Source organism: Sphingomonas sp. Leaf21 (assembly GCF_916858675.1).
Taxonomy (GTDB): Bacteria; Pseudomonadota; Alphaproteobacteria; order Sphingomonadales; family Sphingomonadaceae; genus Sphingomonas.
This window is the reverse complement of record NZ_CAKASM010000004.1, coordinates 198,749-217,236: the sequence shown is the minus strand read 5'-3', so window position 1 is coordinate 217,236 and position 18,488 is coordinate 198,749. Positions and strand designations below refer to the sequence as shown.

Below are 18,488 nucleotides of genomic sequence, written 5' to 3'. Positions count from 1 at the left end.
CGAGGACGCGCCGATCTTCCAGGTCGCCGATATCGGCCTGGTCGGCGACCTGTTCACCGTCGTGCCGGAGCTGACCGCGAAGGTCTAAGGCCTTTTTTCGCGCAGAGGCGCGGAGGACGCAGAGACGATGTACCCGTCTTCTCCGCGCTCTCTGCGCCTCCGCGCGAACCAATCATTCCTCCCCTGCAAGGGGAGGAATGGAAACTTCCCTTTCGCATCCGTCCGCGCGACAATTGCGGACATGATCCGCAGCCATCTTCGCATTACCGGGCGCGTACAGGGCGTCGGATATCGTTACTGGTTCCTGACCCACGCCGATTCGCTGGGACTGACCGGCTGGGTCCGCAACCGGGCTGACGGTTCGGTCGAGGCGGTGGTGCAGGGGCCCGAGGACAAGGTCGCGCAGATGGTCGCCCAGGCCGAATCGGGGCCGCCCGCCGCGCGAGTCGACCGGGTTGAAACGACCGAACGGCCTGTCGATCCCGAGCTTACCGGCTTCGACCAGAAGCCCACATGCTGATCGCGCTCCTCCTCGCCCAGGCCGCCGATGCCGCCACCACGCGCCGGGTCGAAACGGTCCTCGCCCGCGCGCCGATCGTCGACGGGCATAACGACCTGCCCTGGGAATTGCGCGACACCGGCGTCGTGCCCGAATCGCCCGCGCTGACCGTCGACACGACCGCGCTGCCCCACCCGCTCCAGACCGACCTGCCCCGGCTGAAGCGCGGCGGGGTCGGCGGGCAATTCTGGTCGGTCTGGATTCCCGCCGACGTCACCGGCCCGCGCGCGGTCGAGATGACGCTGGAACAGATCGACCGCGTCCATCGGCTGGTCGCCGCGCATCCCGACCGGATGGCGCTGGCCCGGACCGCCGCGGATGTTCGCCGCCTGTCGCGCGAAGGGCGGATCGCCTCGCTGATCGGCGTCGAGGGCGGGCATCAGATCGACGGACGGCTGTCGGTGCTGCGCCAGTATCGCGCGCTCGGGGTCGCCTATATGACCCTGACCCATGGCCACAGCCTGGCATGGGCCGATTCCTCGACCGATGCACCGATTGCGGGCGGGCTCAGCGCCTTCGGACGCGCGGTCGTGGCCGAGATGAACCGGATCGGCATGATCGTCGATGTGGCGCATGTCTCGGACGCGACGATGGCGGCGGTGCTCGACATTGCCCAGGCGCCGGTCATCGCCTCGCATTCCGACGCCCGCGCGCTGGCCGATGCGCCGCGCAACATTCCCGACGCGCTGCTCCGGCGGATCGGCGCGGGCGGCGGCGTGGTGATGGTGAATTGCTATCCCGCCTTCCTGTCGTCCGACTGGCGCGCCTGGGATACCGCGCGCACCGCCTATGCGCGGTCGGTGGGGGTCGTCGCCAATGTCTATGGCGCGCGCAGCCCAGCGCCGCTGATCGCCTGGGATGCCGCCCATCCGGCGCCGCGCGTCACGCCCGCGACGGTCGCCGATCATATCGAGCATATCGTGCGGGTCGCGGGCCCCGGCGCGGTCGGGCTGGGCGGCGATTATGACGGGATCAACGGCACCGGGCCCGAAGGGATGACCGGCGTCGACGGCTATCCGCTGGTGCTCGCCGAACTGGTCCGGCGGGGATGGAGCGACGCGCAGCTTTCCGCGCTGACCAGCGGCAACATCCTGCGCGTCGTGACGCAGGTGGAGGCGGTGGCGAGCCGCCTCAGTGCGACAGCACCGGACGACTCGATCGATCCATTGGCGCGCTGACCTCGCCGCGCGCCACCGCCATCGCGACCAGCCAGATGACGAAACCCGCCAGCGCCAGGCCGCAACCGACATAGCCGGTCGAGGTCCATCCCATTCCGCCCGCAATGGCGAGCCCGCCCGCCCAAGGGCCGATGGCATTGGCGGTGTTGAACGCCGAATGGTTGAGCGCGGCCGCCAGCCCCTGCCCCTCGCCCGCGACATCCATCAGCCGGGTCTGCAGCACCGTCCCCAGCGCGCCGCCCAGCCCGATCGCGAACACATTGGGCAGGATGGTCCACAGGCTTCCCGCCGCGAGCGGATAGAGCGCCAGCATCGCCGCCGACCAGAGCAGCAGCCCCCCGGCGGTCGGCATCAGCGCCCGATCGGCAAAGCGCGGCACGACGATATTGCCGATCGTCATGCCCAGCCCGAACACGGCCAGCACCAACGGGATCGTCGCGCTCGACGCACCCGTCACCTCGGTCAGCGTCGCGGCGAGGTAGGTATAGACGGCGAACATGCCGCCAAAACCGATCGCGCCGATCCCCAGAGTCAGCCAGACCTGGCCACGTCCCAGCGCCGCCAGCTCGCGCCGGATCGTCGCGCCGTGATCGGGCCGATCATGCGGCGCGGCGATCGCGACCAGCGTCGCGGTCAACAGCGCCAGCGCGGCGACGACGCCGAACACCCAGCGCCAGTTGAGCCACTGCCCCAGTATCTGAGCCAGCGGCACGCCGATCACCGTCGCCACGGTCAGGCCGAGCATGATCCGCCCCACCGCCACCGTCCGCCGCTCGTCCGGCACCAGCGAGGCAGCGACCAGCGCGGCGATTCCGAAATAGGCACCGTGCGGCAGCCCGCTGAGAAAGCGGAAGACCAGCATCCAGTGATAATCGGGCGCCATCGCCGACAAGGCGTTGCCGATCGCGAACATCAGCATCAGGGCGATCAGCAGCGTCCGCCGCGCCATCCGCGCCGACAACACCGCAAGCATCGGCGCACCCACCACGACGCCCAGCGCATAGGCGCTGATGACATGACCGGCCGTCGGTGCGTCGATCGAGAGCCCGCGCGCGAGATCCGGCTCGAGGCTCATAGCGGCGAATTCGGTGGTCCCGATCGCAAAGCCGCCCACCGCCAGCGCGGCATGAACGATACCGGGGGAAAATGTCCGGGCCATGGTGATCCTTTCACCCTCCATATGTTGCAACGCAGCAAATTCTGCAACCGCCGCTGACGGTATCGGGCGGCGCTTGAACCTTCGATCGCTCGAAACCCCGCCTTCGCTGCGGGCGTCTCCAGCGTCTCCGTACCGTCCCGACTCGGTCAAGATCGACAAGGTCTCCCGCCGCCAGCCAGTGCCGCCACCGGCGATGACGGGAATCATCAAAAAAGGCACCCAAAGCCAAGTATGGAGATTAGGCCGATTAATACCACCAAAACGGTTATTAATTGCCTTTTTATAAGTCCGTTTTGAACATTACACTGTTGTCCGGCAAAGAGGGGTTGCCGGATGGATGTGATCGCAGAGATGATATCGATCGTCGCACGCGAGTTGATGCTGTTCGCGGCGGTCGGATTATTTATCGGGGGCGTGGACGATATCCTGGTCGATGGCCTTTATGTCTTGCGACGATTGTGGGTAGGGCCGTCGAGCCAGTTTCAAAGCTTTGCGCTGCCGCAGCCGCACGAGCCCGGACGGCTGGTCGTTTTCGTGCCCGCCTGGGACGAAGCGGCGGTGATCGGCGATATGCTGGCGACCGCGCTGCGTCGCTTCCGGCACGACGATTATCGCATCTATGTCGGGCTCTATCCCAATGATCCCGCGACCATCGCCGCCGCGACCGCCGTGGCGGACATCGACGACCGCGTGCGTCTGGTCATCGGCCCGCGCGACGGGCCGACCACCAAGGCCGATTGCCTCAACGCGCTCTGGCACGCGCTGCGCGAAGCCCGGCAGGCCGAGGAATTCCCCGTCAAGGCGATCGTTCTGCACGATGCCGAGGACGTGGTGCATCCCGACGAACTGGCGGTGTTCGATTCGCTGATCGAGGGGCGGGCGGTGGTGCAACTGCCCGTCCTGCCGCTGGTCGTACCCGGATCGCGCCTGGTGTCGGGCCATTATGCCGACGAATTTGCCGAAAGCCATCGCTCGCCCCCTCGGCGTTCGGCCATGCATCGCAATGGAATGTTGATTTTGGGCGTCAGCGGACTAAGACCCAAATGATCAGTACGATCAAAATCGGGGGAAGGAGGAAGGCGACACTACCGCCGAGCCACCCCCATTTTCGATAGGCTACCTCGACAGCGCCTTCCCAAAAACCTTGAAGAATTAATTCTGCGAGCCAGCCCATATCACGGGATCGCATAGCCGACAGATGTCTGAAATTGGGCGTGAGCGGTCCGTCCGCTATTGGGAAGATAGCGGTCGTTCCAGCAAAAAGCGATCAAACGCCGCCTGTAACCTGAAGTAGATGAATCGGCCAAATGAGAAGCGTGATCAGACACGCTGTGGCCAGAAGCCACCCGGAAAACCTCTTCCGTTTTGCAAAAAGTACGCTTGTCCATGCAAGTACTGCAAGCGAGAGCACGGGTACTGCCACCACATAGATGTTATCGTTGACGGTTTGACATCCGTTCGAAACGCAAGGACTGCTGCTCGAAACTGCCCTTATCGCGATTAGCAGCAGAAGCATCCAAGGAAAGCTTATTACCAGCGTTACAATGTTTCCCCGTCGCATGGTCGCAACCTACGGGGGCGACAGAATGTCCGCAAGTGGGGCGATAGCGGACGTTGCGATAACAGAGGGTTCGCCGAGAGCCATATCAAGCAACTGGTCGTGCGCACCTGGATCGGCGCGGGTATGCCGCTGGCCGGGACCGGCTGTGCCCTGTCCTGGGCTATGCTCGATCGAATCGCGGATCTGCGCGGCGGCGATCCGTTCGATGCGACCAGCCTGACCGAGGATTATGAGCTGGGGTTGAAGATCGCCGAACTGGGCGGCGAGGGATTGTTCGCGCGTGTGGCGGACGGAACGCGCGGCGGGGTGGTGGCGGTTCGCGCCTTCTTCCCGGCCGCGCTGCTCGCCGCGGTCCGCCAGAAGGCGCGATGGACGACCGGTATCGCGTTGATCGGTTGGGATCGCACCGGCTGGGGCAAGGCCCGGGCGTTCGGCGACCATTGGTGGCGCCTGCGCGACCGGCGCGGACCGGTCGCGGTGCTGGTGATCGTCGCTGGCTATCTGGGGCTGGCCACCGACGCCGTGGCGACGGGATGGACCTGGGCGACCGGTGCCACGCGCGTGACGATCCACCCCGCGTTGACCATGCTGTTCCTGGCCAACGCCGCGCTGCTCGGCTGGCGAATGACGATGCGGATGCTGTTCACCTGGCGCGCCTATGACTGGCATGAGGCGCTCTGGTCGCTGCCGCGCTTCGTGACCGGCAATCTGGTCGCGCTGCTCGCCATTCCGCGCGCCATGAACCGCTATCTGTTCAGCCTGCGTGGCGGCAATGTCGCATGGGACAAGACCAGCCACCATTTTCCCGATCTGTCGCCACAGCCATGAGCGGTCGGCCGCTGCGCTTCCTGGGCAGCGTGATCGGGTTGTGGACGCTGGGGCGGATCGTCGGATCGATGCTGCCCGATACGAGCGTCCCCACCATGACCCCTGCGTCGCAAGGCGCAGCGGCGGGATCGGTCAGCCGCGCTACGCCACTAACGTCCAAGCGCCCTGTTCGTTGGTCAGCGACGCCCCGCACGAAGCCCGTGATCCGCCGGAGCCTCGTCTGGACACCCCCGCGGCGAGTCGCGGAAATCGCCTCAGTTCCGACGCTTACCCGGTCCCATGATGACGCATGGCACCCTGCGTCCGAACGGACCGAACCGCCGACACCGGGCACACAAGCGGCGGAGGTCCCGATTCCCGCAGCCAACGATCGCGTAGCGCCAGCGCCGCGATGGCGTGGCAGCCTTTGGGGCATCATTCGCGAAGATGGTGGACGGGCGCTGCTGCCCGGCGGGCAACTGGGCGGAACGCAGATGGGGATACGCCTGCTCCGCCGACTCGATGCGCGGGGTGATATCGCCGCCAGCGTCCGCTTGTCCGCACCGTGGCGGGGTATCGGACGCGAGATGGCGCTGGGGGTCGAATGCCGACCGATCCGCTCGCTGCCCGTTCGGCTGCTGGTCGAACACCGAATCGCGCTCGATTCAGGGCAGGGCGGCCCCGCCGCGCTGGTCGTGACCGGCATCGGTCCCCGTGTCGTGGCACCGGGCGTCACCCTGAACGCCTATGCGCAGGCGGGGGCGGTGATGCGGACACGGCTCGAGCCTTTTGCCGACGGCGCCGCGCGTATCGGCACGGCATTGTCACCCGGCGTCGATGTCGCGCTCGGCGCCTGGGGCGGGGCGCAGCGCGACGCACGGCGCTTGGATATCGGCCCCAGCCTCGGCCTTGCACTGCCCATCGGCGAGCGGCGCGCACGGCTGTCGCTCGAATGGCGCGAACGCATATTGGGACGTGCCGTACCGGGCTCGGGTCCGGCGCTGTCGCTGGCGGGCGATTTCTGAGCCATCGACACTGTTCGGAAAGGTGCGCGCGGCTATAACGCGGGCGTGGACCTGTATCTTCCGATCGCCAACCTCTCGGTCAATGCGCTCGTCATCATCGCGCTCGGGGCGGGCGTGGGTCTGCTGTCGGGCATGTTCGGGGTCGGCGGCGGGTTTCTCACCACACCGCTGCTCATCGTCTATGGCATTCCCCCGACGGTCGCCGCCGCCTCCGCCGCCAGCCAGGTAACGGGCGCCAGCGTGTCGGGCGTCTCCGCGCACTGGCGGCGCGGCGGGGTCGATGTGAAGATGGGCAGCGTTCTGGTCGCGGGTGGCGTGGTCGGTTCGTTCGCGGGGGCGTGGATCTTCCGCCTGCTCCAGGCGAGCGGCCAGATCGATACCGTCATCGCCATCGTCTATGTGCTGATGCTCGGCTGGATCGGGTCGGTGATGGCGCGAGAGGCGGCGGGCGCGATCCTGGCGCAGCGGCGCGGCCGTCCCCAGCGGGCGGCGCGGCGGCGGCATCATCCGATCGTCGCCGCCCTGCCCTTCCGCACCCGATTCTATGCCTCGGGCCTGTATATCTCGCCGCTGGCGCCGCTGATGCTGGGGTTCTTCACCGGCATCCTGACCATCCTGCTGGGGGTGGGCGGCGGCTTCATCCTGGTCCCGGCGATGATCTACATCCTGGGGATGGCGACCAATGTCGTGCTGGGCACCTCGCTGTTCCAGACGCTGTTCGTCACTGCGGCGGCGACGATGGTCCACGCGACGACGACCAAGGCGGTCGATATCGTGCTCGCCGGGCTGTTGCTGGTCGGATCGGTGACGGGGGCGCAGCTGGGCGCCAAGCTCGCCACCAACGCCAAGCCCGAATATCTCCGCCTCGCGCTCGCGGTCATCGTGCTGCTCGTCGGCGCGCGAATCCTGCTCGGCCTGGTTTGGCGGCCCGAGGAGATCTTCACGGTCCAGCCGCTATGAGGCGCGCCGCCGCCGCGCTGGCGCTGCTGTCGCCGCTATTGATGGCGCAGGCCAAGCCGGTGCTCGTCCCCGACGTATCGCAGCGCGATATCCAGATCGCCTATAGCTTCACCGGCGCGGAACTGCTGCTGTTCGGTGCGATCCTCTATCCCGGTGGCCGTCCGCCCAGCGGCGACCGGCCGACCGACGTCGTGGTGGTGGTGAAGGGCCCGACCCAGTCGATCCTGATCCGCGAGAAGGAGAAGATCGCCGGGCTCTGGGTCAATGCGGGGCGGCTGCGGTATCAGTCCGCGCCGTCCTTCTACGCCATCGCCTCCTCGCGTCCGATCGAGCGGATCGTCGACGACCGGACTCGCGCCATCTACGAACTGGGGCTCGACAGCCTTCAGCTGTCGCCGGCGTCCAACGCCCCCGCCGATGTCCAGGCGCGGTTCCAGAACGGGCTGGTCGACCAGCGCCGCCGCGCCGGGCTGTATGTCGAGGCGCCGCGCGCCGTCGAGATCACCGACGACGTGCTGTACCGCGCGCGCGTGACCATCCCCGCGCGCGTCCCGGTCGGCCGGTTCACCGCAGAGACCTTCCTGATCCGCGACGGCCGCGTGCTCGCCGCCGCGGTGCGCGACATCGACATCCGCAAATCGGGGTTCGAACGCTTCGTCGCGCGCGCCGCCGACCGCGCCGCCATCCCTTACGGGCTGACCGCCGTGGCGCTGTCGATCCTGCTCGGCTGGACCGCAGGCTGGATCGCCCGGCGTATCTGAGGCCGCTCCCCGCGCCGGGGAGGAGCGAATACCGGTCGGCCTGGTTAGGCGATTGAGGATACGGCATTTTAATGTTCGTCCGATATCGGATACGATCCTTCTCCCAGGATCGGACGGTCGCGTCTCATGTACTCTCCCTCGCCCGAGCAATTCACTGCCTCCCCCGACACGCCGGTCATCGGCTGGCTGCTCGGCATCGCCGGCTCAAGCGGACAGATCGTCCTCGACCGCGAGGCGATCGCCGCGCTCGCCGGGCATGACGATCCCGTGCTGGCGGCGGCGGGGCAGGTCGCGATGCCGGTCAAGATCGGCCGCGACGATCGCTGGATCATCGGATCGATCCGCGCGCTGACGCTCGATCCGACCAGCGACGCCGCCGCGATCGCCACCGATATCGACCTGATGGGCGAGGGCATGCGCCATGCCGAAACCGGTGAGATGTACGGATTCCGTCGCGGCGTCACCGCCTATCCGCTGCCCGGCGCGACCATCCACGCGCTCACCAATGCCGAGCTGGCGGGAATCCATGCCAACCGCCACACCGCGACGATCCGGATCGGCACCGTCCATCCGGCGCGCAGCGTGCCAGCGACGCTGGCGATCGACGCGCTGCTCGGCCGCCATTTCGCGATGCTGGGCTCGACCGGCACCGGCAAGTCGACCGCGACCGCGATGATCCTGCACCGGATCTGCGAACTGGCGCCGCAGGGGCATATCGTGATGATCGATCCGCACGGCGAGTATGCCAGCGCGTTTCGCGACACCGGGCAGATCCACGATGTCGGCAACCTGCGAATGCCCTATTGGCTGATGAACTTCGAGGAGCATTGCGAGATCCTGCTGACCGCGAGCCCCGCGGACCGCCAGACCGATGCCGATGTCCTCGCCCGCTGTCTGGTCGCCGCGCGTATGCGCAACCGCGCCGCGCAGGACCTGCCGCGCGTCACCGTCGATACGCCGATCCCCTATCTCCTGTCGGACCTGACCACGCTGTTGTCGCAGGAGATGGGCAAGCTGGACCGCAGCACCGACAACGGCCCCTATCTTCGCCTCAAGGCCAAGATCGAGGAGGTGAAGGGCGATCCGCGCTATGCCTTCATGTTCTCCGGCATGCTGGTCGCCGACACGATGGCGAGTTTCCTCAGCCGCATCCTGCGCATGCCCGGCGCCGGTCGTCCCATCTCGATCATCGACGTGTCCGGCGTGCCCTCCGACGTGACCAGCGTGGTGGTGTCGGTGCTCGCACGGATGATCTTCGACCATGCCATCTGGTCGCCGCCCGAGGAACGCCGCCCCGTCCTGATCGTGTGCGAAGAGGCGCATCGCTACATCCCGGCGCGCGCCGAACAGGAATCGGCGGTCGGTCGCGTCCTGTCGCGGATCGCCAAGGAGGGGCGCAAATATGGCGTCTCGCTGGGGCTCGTGACCCAGAGGCCGTCCGATCTGGCCGAAGGCGTGTTGTCGCAGTGCGGCACGATCATCGCGATGCGACTCAACAACGAACGCGATCAGGCGATGGTGCGCGCGGCGATGCCCGAGGGCGGGCGCGGGCTGCTCGACACCATCTCGGCACTGCGCAACCGCGAGGCGATCCTGTCGGGCGAGGGCGTGATGTTCCCGATGCGCGCCAGCCTCGACAATCTGGAGGAGGACCGCCGCCCCGCCTCCAACGACATGAAGATCTCCGCCGTCTGGGCCACCCCGGCACGCGGCGAGGCCGTGCTGACGGAAACGGTCGCGCGCTGGCGAATGGCGGGGAAATAGCCGCCCGCTCTTCCCTCTCCCCTTTGCGAGGGGAGAGGGAAGAGTTAGCAACCGCCTTAGAACTTCACCTCGGCGCTGATGCGATAGCTGCGGCCGAACACCGCATCCCATGCCTTGTTCGTGCTGAACTCCGGCACCGGACCCGCATAGGTCACGCCCAGATTGAACGGATTGTTGACGATGGCGCGCAAGCGGAAGTGATCGTTGACGATCACGCCCATCGACGTGTTGACCATCCAATAGGGCGACACGCCATAATATTGATAGTTGCTGGCCGGATTGTTGGGATTGACCTTCGTCGGTCCGTTATAGACGACCGTCCAGGACCAGTCGAAGCGCGGCGTCTGCCAGTCGATCATCGACGTCACCGCATTCGCTGGTTCGCCGATCGCACCCAGCGCATATTGCGTGCTGCCGGTCCCTACCACCGACTGGTTCTTGAACTCGTGCAGATAGTTGGAACTCAGGTTCAGCTGGCCCGCCCCCTCCGGCAGGCCGAGGCGATCGAGCTTCAGCGTGTAGCGGGCCGAAACCTGTGCGGCACGATAGTTTTGCGACGCGATGTTCAGGAAGGTGTCGGTGAAAGCGGTGATCTGATGACTGGTCGGATCACGAGTGAACGACGAGCAGAATGGCGAGTTGGGGTAGCTGGGCGAGTCGTAGCAGGCCTGCATGATGCTCTGGATGCCGGGCTGAACGATCTCGTTCTTGATGTCGATGTGAATATAGTCGGCGTTGATCACGAATCCGGGCAGGAACGGCGCTTCATATTGGCCGCCCACGGTCCAGCTGTTGGCCACCTCGTTGGCGAGATTGGGATTGCCGCCAGCTAGTCCGGTGACGGTCGCGTTGGTGATCAGCGACGTGAATTTTTGGGGATCGGTGGGCACCCCGGCCGCCGCGCAGTTCTTGGCACGCGTTGCCGGACTGGATCCGCCGTTGACGAACTGCGGGTCGCACGGATCGTTACCATATTCGAAGCTCGTCGCGATCGGCGCGAAGGCCTCCGTGATCGATGGTGCGCGGAACGACCGGGTATAGTTGCCGCGCAGGGTCAGCCCCTTGAAGGGCGACCAGTTGCCACCGCCCGTATACGACCAGAAACCACCGTTGAGCGAATTGTCGGTATAGCGGGCCGCACCATGAAGCGTCAGCTCGCGCAAGAGTGGGATGTGCATGTCGGGTGACAGGACGGGGACCGTGACCTCGGTAAAGGCCTCATGCGTATAATAGGAACCCTGCACGGGGGCGACGGCCGCATATTGGCTGTACGTCCCGGCGAAAAAAGCACCCGGATCGAAAGCCTGGCTCTCGCGGCGGATTTCGCCGCCGATCACGGCGTTCAGATCACCAGCGGGCAGATGCGCGAGGGTGCCCTTGATGTCGACGATCGCATCGAACTGCTTGTTGACCTGTCGGCTGATGGCGGGCGCATTGATATAGTTGAGCGCCGCCTGACTGACATTGCCGGTGCCGAAGATGTTGAGCGGCGCGCAGCTACTGCTGAGCGTCGCGATCGGTGCATTGGTATAACCAGGCGCGCAGGTGATCTGCCCATTGGCGCCCACGACCGCGTTCACGGCATTCTGGATGTTCTGCCAGACGAGGCCGGGCTGACTCGACGTGGTATTGACCTGACCGTAGGTGACCGTGCCTTCCCACGTGAAATTGTGGGTGCCGATCGCGAAATCGCCATCGAGGCCAGCCACGCCGCGGGCCAGCGAGGACCGCGTGGTGAAGGCACCATCGTAAAGGTCCGTATTCGCACGCGCGAGGTAGAACTGATTTGTCGGTTGCCCCGCCGCCGCCAGCGACGTCTGGATCGTCGCCTGATCGGCCGCGCTCAGATAGGGGTTGGTCGACGATACGACGTAATTCCCGCTGGGCGTGCCCGCACCACCAGGCAGCGAGAAGAGCGCGGTATTGTACAAGGGCTGGGAGGCCGTGTTGGTCGCGATATTGCGACTAGCCCATGCCTCGGCGTGGAAGCGGATGTGATCGCTGAAATCATAATGGCCCAGCAACACGCCCTGAATACGCTGGCTGTTGGTCAGCAGGTTACCATAATCTCCGACCCGGAAGCCGTCACCGCCCGCCTCGTCGGTCAGGCTGCCCACGACCGTTCCATGCTGGAACGGAACGAGCTGCCCCGCCCGGTTGAATACCATCGCCGCGCCCGCACCATTGGTGATGGCTTGATAGGGCACACCAAAAATCGGGTCTGCGGCACCCCCCGGCGACGTCCCGTTGAACGGAATATTGTCCAGGGCGAGCGGGATACCGGTGTTGCTGACCACCGAGAAGCGATCGCCGCCGAAATAGGCGATTCTGGACGGTCCGGTGGAGCTCGTCGTCCGGCCAAGGAACGGCGCATCCGCACTCGTCACGAACCGGGCGGCGGAGGTCATGCCGTCCTGATGATCGTAATAGGCGTTGAAGGTGATGTTCCCGCGCCCGTCGGCGAAATTCTTGCCGAGCAGCAGCGAGACGTTGCTGTCCGCGCCATCGCCCTTTTCGGAAATGCCGTTGCTGCCGGTCAGGTCGATCCCCTCGAAGTTCTTCTTGAGGATGATGTTGACCGTGCCCGCGATCGCGTCCGAGCCATAGATGGGCGCGCCACCGACCGACACCACGTCGATGCGATCGACCAAGGCGGGTGCGATCTGGCCCAGATCGACCGGGGTGCCGACCGAGGCGCCGAACACGCTGGAGGTCGCGGCCGAGACGAAGCGCGAGCCGTTGACCAGCGTCAGGGTACGCTGGGCACCGAGATTGTAGAGGTTGCTGAACGACTGGCCCGCGCCATAGCTGCCCTGCGACCCGACCGTGCTGTTGGCGGGAACGCCGAACTGCGGCTGGAGCGTCAGCGCCTGGCCGATCTGGGTGAAGCCCTGGTTGACGATGCTGTCGCCGGTGACCGCGGTGATCGGCTGGTCCGCCACCTTGCTGCCGGTACGCGTGCCCGTGACGACGACATCGCCCGATTGCGCGGCTTGCCTAGGCGTGTCGGGCGTCGTCACCGGGCCGTTGGCGGGCGGCGTATCCGCCTGGGTCTCCTGCGCCTGCGCCGCCGTCGCTGCGACGAAGGCCATGGCGAGGACCGACGCCGTTCCGAGGATTTTTCGAGAGCCAGGAAACATGGTGTGGCCTTTCAGCAAGCAAAACATGCTGCAAGGATCAGTCCCCGGTTACCGCATCACCAATGAAAACAACGTCATCATTGCAGATCGATGACATGTGTTGCCATTTTACGACAACCCTGAACATGTCGATGACGTCATCATCGTTAACTTCAATCGCCGAATTTACCGTCATCGCCGACAGGCATATCGGAGCGTCCCGCCATCTATTCACGGCCGCCCAAGGCGTGATCGGCCTTGTGCCATTCCGCTGCTGGCTGGTGACGAACGAAGGCGACGCGGCCCGCGGGTCGATCGGTTCCGCAATGATCGTGCAGGGGGTCGGCGGACCTCGGCGACGAGGCTATTAACGCCCGGGCTTAACCGCCAACAGGCTTTGCACCTCGTGCCGGAAGGCGCGCAGCTTGGCGCCCGAGAGCAGTGCGACGCTGGTCAGCTTCAGCGTGCGGGGGTTGACCGTCACCCCGTTCTTCCAGACTTCCCAATGGAGGTGCGGGCCGGTCGACATGCCGGTCGAGCCGACATAGCCGATGACCTGCCCCTGCCTGACCCGCGCGCCCGACCGGACGGCGAAGCGGCTCATATGGCCATAGCCGCTCGCGACCCCGCCGCCGTGCGACAGCTTGATGAAATTGCCATAGCCGCCCGAGCGCCCCGCGAACTGGACGACGCCGTCCATGATCGCGTGGATCGGCGAGCCATAGGGCGCGCCGATATCGGTGCCCTTGTGCATCCGCATGAAGCCCAGGATCGGGTGCATCCGCTTGCCATAGGAGCTGGTGATTCGTCCCGCGACCGGCATACCCATGCCGCCGCGCCGCTCGCTCTGGCCCTTGACGTCGTACCATTGACCGTCGTCGTCATCGCCCGCCAGCCTTGCGAGCTGCACCTTGCGGCCACCATGATCGAGCCCCGCGAGCAACAGCTTGCCCAGCCGGGTCTCCCCGGTGGCGGCGCGTTCGCGTTCGATGATCAGGTCGAAGCTGTCCGATCGACGCAGGTCGCGTCCGACCGAGACATGCGAGGACAGCGCCTTGATATAGGCCTCGACCGCCTTGGCCGGTGCCCCGGCGGCGCGAACCGAGCGATAGAGGCTGGCACCGACCAGCCCCTGGAGGCGAAGGGGCGTGCGATCGACCGCGATCGGCTGCCGCGCCATCGCGAAGCCCTGCGGCGTGCGGGTCAGCGTCACGGCGAGATCGAACCGCGCGCGCAGTTTCATCGCCTCGAGTGGGCGCGCCATCGTCCGGCTCGGCCGTCGTCCCAAGGTGAGGGCGACACGGGTGCCGGAGGCGATCGCCTCGCCATCGGTTGCCTGGTCGACCAGATCGGCGGCGGCGCGTGCCTGATCCCGTGCGATACCCGCGCGTTGCAGGACACGGGCGAGCTGGTCGCCCGCCCCGACCGTGGCGGACAGTTCGACGCTGGGCCGCTCGGGCGCCTCGGCGAGATGCTCGACCAGATCGCCCGCCGCCAGGCGGCGTCCGCTGTCCGCACCCAGCGCGAGCGGCGTGATCGCCTGTGCCCGGGCATTCGTCCACGCCTCCCCGGTCAGCGGCGCGGGGCCGGTGGCCGGAATGCGTTGATGGAAGCCGGGCGCCATCGCGATCGTCGCGGCGCAGAGCGTCGAACAGGTCGCAAGCCCCCGCCACCAGTCGCGGCTGCCGATCCGCGCACCCAGATCGGGCACCCAGTCGATCCCGCGCGCCGCCAGTCGCCAGCGCGCCAGTCGTCCGATCGGGGCCAGCGGCAAGCCACCGCCGATCGGTCGCGCGGCGGTGCCGCCGGATACGAGGAATGCGTCGTCACTGGCCAGGAACATGGTGAAGCGGTGCGTCCGTCTATCGTCGATCTCTGTCGCCGATCCCCCCGGCGCACGGCCATCGGGTTGAAAGCGCGGGGGATCAAAGTCAAACGCCGCGCGCTCCCCTGCCCCGCTGCTGCGGCAAAACGTGGCCGGACCGGGCCGAATGTCGGCACGGCGGGATCAACTTGCCGCCAACTTGCTTCATGCCGTTGCAACCGACTGCGCGAAGCCCGATGTAGGGTTCATGACCAGTCGCGTATCGGGTGCCGTGACGGCCGTTCTCGGGCCGACCAACACCGGCAAGACGCACCTCGCGATCGAGCGGATGTGCGCGCATAGCAGCGGCATCATCGGCTTCCCCCTGCGGCTGCTGGCGCGTGAGGTCTATGACCGCGTCGTCGCGCTGAAGGGCGCGAGCCAGGTCGCGCTGGTCACCGGCGAGGAAAAGATCGTGCCGCCCGACGCACGCTGGTTCCTGTGTACCGCCGAATCCATGCCCGATCGCGACGTCGCCTTCGTCGCGCTGGACGAAGCGCAGCTGGGCGCCGATCCCGAGCGCGGTCATGTCTTTACCGATCGGTTGCTGCACATGCGCGGGCGCGACGAGACGATGATCCTGGGCTCCGAAGCGCTCAAGCCGATGATCCGTGCGCTGGTGCCGGATGCCGAGATCATCGCCAGGCCGCGTTTCTCGACGCTCTCCTACGCGGGCGCCAGGAAGATCAGCCGGTTGCCCAAGCGATCCGCGATCGTCGCCTTCTCGGCGGAGGAGGTCTATGCCGTCGCCGAGATGCTCCGCCGTCTGCGTGGCGGCGCGGCGGTGGTGATGGGCGCACTGTCCCCGCGCACGCGCAATGCACAGGTGGAGATGTTCCAGGCGGGCGAGGTGGATTACCTCGTCGCCACCGACGCGATCGGCATGGGCCTGAACATGGATGTCGCGCATGTCGCCTTTGCCGGGCTTCACAAGTTCGACGGCCGCCGCCGTCGTCGCCTGACCGTCGCGGAGATGGCGCAGATCGCCGGACGCGCGGGGCGGCACCACCGCGACGGCACCTTCGGCGCGCTGGCGGGGGAAGGCCCCGACGCCTTCCTGCCCGAGGAGATGCTGGCGATCGAGGAACATCGCTTCCCCCGACTCGACCATCTCTACTGGCGCGACGGCGATCCCGACCTGTCGAGCATCGACACACTGATCAGGACGCTGGAGCGCAAGCCCGAACCCGGCGTGCTCCGCGCCGCGCCGCTCGCCACCGATCTGCAGGTGTTGAAACGCCTCGCCGACGAACCCTGGGTCCGCGACCGGGTGCGGCGGCCCGCCATGGTCGCACGGCTCTGGGCGGCGTGCGGCATTCCCGATTTCCGGAAAGTCGGCATCGACCCCCATGCCCGTTTCGTGTCGCGCGTGTTCGGGCATCTGTCGGAGGGGCTTGGTCATGTCCCGCACCAGTGGTTCGCCGACGAGATCGCGCGGCTGGACAGCATGGCGGGCGATGTCGAGACGCTGGCGGGTCGGCTCTCCGCGATCCGGAGCTGGGCCTATATCGCGCAGCGTGCCGACTGGCTGGCCGATCCGAAACACTGGGCCGAGCGCACGCGCGAGATCGAGGAGCGGCTGTCCGACGGTCTGCACACCAGCCTGACCCAGCGTTTCGTCGACAAGCGGACGACCGCGCTGATCCGCCGCATCGGCGCGGATGCGGGTGCGCTGCCCGTAACCATCGGGCCCGAAGGCGAGGTGCTGGTCGAGGATCACCCGATCGGGCGGCTGGAGGGGTTCCGTTTCACCGTCGAGGCGGGGGCGCGGGCGAACGACAAGAGGCTGCTGCTCGCCGCCGCCGAGAAGCGGCTGGGCGCCGAGCGGTCCCGGCGTGCCGAAATGCTGATCGCCGCGGAGCATGATGCGATCACGGTGGCGGACGATCGGCTGGTCTGGGACGGGCACGGCATCGCGAAGCTGGTTGCCGGGCCGTCACTGGGGCGGCCGGTGGTACGGCTGGAGCGCGATCTGGACTGCCTGGGCCAGTCGATGCGGGAGCGGGTCAAGGCGCGGCTCGATGGCTGGGTCGCACGGTCGCTCGATCGGCAGGTGCCCGCGCTCGTCCGGCTGGCCGCACTGGCGCGCGAGGCCAGGGCCTCTCCCGCGCTGCGCGCCGTCGCCGCCGCGCTGGAGGATGCGGGCGGCATCGTGCCGCGCCAGCCGCTGCGCCTCATGATCGACGCGCTGTCGGTCGAGGAACGGCGACGCCTTCGCGCGATGGGCATCACGATCGGAACGCTCGACATTTTCGACCCGCGCCTGCTCAAGCCAGCGGCGGCGGCCTGGCGGCGGACGCTGATGACATTGTGGGGGCAGAGCCCCCAGCTGGCACGGATCGGCGCGACCACCTTGCGCCGCGACGAGCCGGGGCGGAGCGTCGCCTCCGGGTTCCGGCCGCTGGGCGATCAGGCGGTTCGGGTCGATCTGGTCGAACGGATCGCACGCGCCGCGCATGACGCACGCGCCGGGCGTGGTCCCTTTGCGCCGGATGCGGGGCTGGCCACCTCGATCGGGCTGGAGGCTGCGACACTCGACCGGCTGATGGGCGATCTCGGATTCCGCAAGGTCGCCGCCGCGACCGAAGGCGGGCCGCCCCGCTGGATCTGGCGCGGCCGCCCACCCGCGCGCCCCGCCCCGCGCGTCGCCGCGCGCCCCGGCAACGCCTTCGCCGCGCTCGCCGACCGGGGCCGGACGCCGTGACCCCATTCCTCCCCGTCTCCGATGGGGAGGGGGACCGCCGGACGAAGTCCGGTGGTGGTGGGGCAATGTCCCGCGGTTCGCCAAGCCCCCAGCCCCTCCACCATCCTGCGGATGGTCCCCCTCCCCAGGCCGAGCTTGGGGAGGAATAAGGTTTGCCTCGTTCACCCCGAAAGGACCGTCCCACCCCATGACCACCCGCACGCCCGCCGCCACCGAGTCGATGCGGCTCGACCGTTTCCTCTGGTGGGCGCGGATCGCCAAGTCGCGGGAGCGGGCGCAGGCGATGGCGTGCGACGGGCATTTCCGGATGGACGGCCGCGCGATCGACCGGGCCCATGCCCCGTTGCGGATCGGCAGCATCCTGACCTTCGCGCAAGGAAGCCAGGTCCGCGTGCTGCGCGTGGAATCGCTGCCCGTCCGGCGCGGACCACCCGCCGAAGGACGCGCCTGCTATTGCGATCTGGTCACTTCCCCGGTTTCAAGCGTTGACGGATCGCCACACGCGGCATAGCAGCACGCGTTCGTACCTTGGGAGTTGTCATGACCTACGTCGTCACCGATGCCTGCATTCGCTGCAAGTATATGGACTGTGTCGAGGTGTGTCCCGTCGACTGCTTCTATGAAGGCGAGAATATGCTCGTCATCAATCCGTCCGAATGCATCGACTGTGGCGTGTGCGAGCCCGAATGCCCGGCCGAGGCGATCCTGCCCGACACCGAGAGCGGGCTGGAGCAATGGCTGGAGCTGAACACCACCTTCTCGGCGCAGTGGCCCAACGTCACCCGCAAGCTCGACCAGACCCCGCCCGACGCCGATGCGATGAAGGGCGTCGAGAACAAATACGACCAGTTCTTCAGCCCGGAGCCGGGCAAGGGCGACTGAGCCGGCATCGCTCCTCCCCGGCATGGGGAGGTGGCAGGTCGAGGGCGTGACGGAGGGACGCCCGCCGCAAGGGGATTCCCGAGAGGCACTCCCCCTCCACCATGCTTCGCATGGTCCCCCTCCCCTTCCAGGGGCGGAGAGTTGG

The 18,488-nt window shown here is 67.1% G+C and carries 14 protein-coding genes and 1 pseudogene; 12 read left to right on the top strand and 3 right to left on the bottom strand.

Annotated elements, in window-relative coordinates; translation table 11 throughout:
* The first annotated feature begins 241 nt into the window (after window positions 1-241).
* Window positions 242-520 carry an acylphosphatase gene (locus LRP66_RS06260; RefSeq protein ID WP_230481652.1) on the top strand — a complete coding sequence of 93 codons (279 nt, stop codon included), beginning with the start codon at window positions 242-244 and terminating at the stop codon, window positions 518-520.
* Window positions 514-1,737, top strand: a complete 1,224-nt coding sequence (locus LRP66_RS06255; protein ID WP_230481651.1) for a dipeptidase — start codon at window positions 514-516, stop codon at window positions 1,735-1,737. The genes LRP66_RS06260 and LRP66_RS06255 overlap by 7 nt, the downstream gene beginning before the upstream one ends.
* Here the strand turns inward: LRP66_RS06255 and LRP66_RS06250 are convergent.
* Window positions 1,691-2,896, bottom strand: coding sequence for an MFS transporter (locus LRP66_RS06250; protein WP_230481650.1), 1,206 nt, complete (start codon window positions 2,894-2,896; stop codon window positions 1,691-1,693). The two genes, LRP66_RS06255 and LRP66_RS06250, sit on opposite strands and share 47 nt — an antisense overlap.
* A 333-nt stretch (window positions 2,897-3,229) precedes the next feature.
* On the opposite strand from LRP66_RS06250, the gene LRP66_RS06245 reads away from it, so the two are divergent.
* The 6 genes and pseudogenes from LRP66_RS06245 to LRP66_RS06220 all read left to right on the top strand — a co-directional run bounded on the left by LRP66_RS06245 (window position 3,230) and on the right by LRP66_RS06220 (window position 9,774).
* The gene (locus tag LRP66_RS06245) at window positions 3,230-3,943 is read left to right on the top strand and encodes a glycosyltransferase (RefSeq protein WP_230481649.1); all 714 of its coding nucleotides are present in this window, start codon (window positions 3,230-3,232) and stop codon (window positions 3,941-3,943) included.
* Window positions 3,944-4,523: 580 nt separating this feature from the next.
* A pseudogene (locus tag LRP66_RS06240) lies at window positions 4,524-5,285 on the top strand (glycosyltransferase family 2 protein); the annotation flags it as partial.
* Between the two features lie 473 nt (window positions 5,286-5,758).
* Complete coding sequence (locus tag LRP66_RS06235) at window positions 5,759-6,289, top strand: hypothetical protein (RefSeq protein WP_230481647.1); 531 nt, start codon at window positions 5,759-5,761, stop codon at window positions 6,287-6,289.
* Window positions 6,290-6,334: 45 nt separating this feature from the next.
* Entirely contained in the window at window positions 6,335-7,249 is a 915-nt protein-coding gene (locus tag LRP66_RS06230) for a sulfite exporter TauE/SafE family protein (protein WP_230481646.1), read from the top strand.
* Window positions 7,246-8,010, top strand: a complete 765-nt coding sequence (locus LRP66_RS06225) for a TIGR02186 family protein (RefSeq protein ID WP_230481645.1) — start codon at window positions 7,246-7,248, stop codon at window positions 8,008-8,010. The genes LRP66_RS06230 and LRP66_RS06225 overlap by 4 nt, the downstream gene beginning before the upstream one ends.
* 126 nt (window positions 8,011-8,136) lie before the next feature.
* Window positions 8,137-9,774, top strand: coding sequence for an ATP-binding protein (locus LRP66_RS06220; protein ID WP_230481644.1), 1,638 nt, complete (start codon window positions 8,137-8,139; stop codon window positions 9,772-9,774).
* 56 nt (window positions 9,775-9,830) lie between these two features.
* Here LRP66_RS06220 and LRP66_RS06215 read toward each other — a convergent pair whose 3' ends face one another.
* The gene (locus tag LRP66_RS06215; RefSeq protein ID WP_230481643.1) at window positions 9,831-12,866 is read right to left on the bottom strand and encodes a TonB-dependent receptor domain-containing protein; all 3,036 of its coding nucleotides are present in this window, start codon (window positions 12,864-12,866) and stop codon (window positions 9,831-9,833) included.
* Window positions 12,867-12,994: 128 nt separating this feature from the next.
* On the opposite strand from LRP66_RS06215, the gene LRP66_RS06210 reads away from it, so the two are divergent.
* Window positions 12,995-13,264, top strand: a complete 270-nt coding sequence (locus LRP66_RS06210; RefSeq protein ID WP_230481642.1) for a hypothetical protein — start codon at window positions 12,995-12,997, stop codon at window positions 13,262-13,264.
* On the opposite strand, the gene LRP66_RS06205 is transcribed toward LRP66_RS06210, so the two are convergent.
* Window positions 13,261-14,736: a M23 family metallopeptidase gene (locus tag LRP66_RS06205; RefSeq protein ID WP_230481641.1), complete on the bottom strand. Its 1,476-nt coding sequence runs from the start codon at window positions 14,734-14,736 to the stop codon at window positions 13,261-13,263. The two genes, LRP66_RS06210 and LRP66_RS06205, sit on opposite strands and share 4 nt — an antisense overlap.
* Window positions 14,737-14,965: 229 nt before the next feature.
* Here LRP66_RS06205 and LRP66_RS06200 point away from each other — a divergent pair, with 229 nt between their 5' ends.
* The 3 genes from LRP66_RS06200 (at window position 14,966) to fdxA (ending at window position 18,343) form a co-directional block, all read left to right on the top strand.
* Window positions 14,966-17,461, top strand: coding sequence for a helicase-related protein (locus LRP66_RS06200; RefSeq protein ID WP_230481640.1), 2,496 nt, complete (start codon window positions 14,966-14,968; stop codon window positions 17,459-17,461).
* Window positions 17,462-17,648: 187 nt separating this feature from the next.
* Window positions 17,649-17,972, top strand: a complete 324-nt coding sequence (locus tag LRP66_RS06195; protein ID WP_230481639.1) for a S4 domain-containing protein — start codon at window positions 17,649-17,651, stop codon at window positions 17,970-17,972.
* A gap of 29 nt (window positions 17,973-18,001) precedes the next feature.
* Entirely contained in the window at window positions 18,002-18,343 is a 342-nt protein-coding gene (gene fdxA / locus LRP66_RS06190) for a ferredoxin FdxA (protein ID WP_230481638.1), read from the top strand.
* The last annotated feature ends 145 nt before the right edge of the window (window positions 18,344-18,488 follow it).

Bases quoted from the DNA above. Each gene is read 5' to 3' on its own strand.
- LRP66_RS06215 (WP_230481643.1), bottom strand. From the start codon at position 12,866: ATGGCCTTCGTCGCAGCGACGGCGGCGCAGGCGCAGGAGACCCAGGCG.
- LRP66_RS06260 (WP_230481652.1), top strand. From the start codon at position 242: ATGATCCGCAGCCATCTTCGCATTACCGGGCGCGTACAGGGCGTCGGA.
- fdxA (WP_230481638.1), top strand. From the start codon at position 18,002: ATGACCTACGTCGTCACCGATGCCTGCATTCGCTGCAAGTATATGGAC.
- LRP66_RS06235 (WP_230481647.1), top strand. From the start codon at position 5,759: ATGGGGATACGCCTGCTCCGCCGACTCGATGCGCGGGGTGATATCGCC.
- LRP66_RS06250 (WP_230481650.1), bottom strand. From the start codon at position 2,896: ATGGCCCGGACATTTTCCCCCGGTATCGTTCATGCCGCGCTGGCGGTG.
- LRP66_RS06225 (WP_230481645.1), top strand. From the start codon at position 7,246: ATGAGGCGCGCCGCCGCCGCGCTGGCGCTGCTGTCGCCGCTATTGATG.
- LRP66_RS06195 (WP_230481639.1), top strand. From the start codon at position 17,649: ATGACCACCCGCACGCCCGCCGCCACCGAGTCGATGCGGCTCGACCGT.
- LRP66_RS06205 (WP_230481641.1), bottom strand. From the start codon at position 14,736: ATGTTCCTGGCCAGTGACGACGCATTCCTCGTATCCGGCGGCACCGCC.
- LRP66_RS06200 (WP_230481640.1), top strand. From the start codon at position 14,966: ATGACCAGTCGCGTATCGGGTGCCGTGACGGCCGTTCTCGGGCCGACC.
- LRP66_RS06245 (WP_230481649.1), top strand. From the start codon at position 3,230: ATGGATGTGATCGCAGAGATGATATCGATCGTCGCACGCGAGTTGATG.
- LRP66_RS06220 (WP_230481644.1), top strand. From the start codon at position 8,137: ATGTACTCTCCCTCGCCCGAGCAATTCACTGCCTCCCCCGACACGCCG.
- LRP66_RS06255 (WP_230481651.1), top strand. From the start codon at position 514: ATGCTGATCGCGCTCCTCCTCGCCCAGGCCGCCGATGCCGCCACCACG.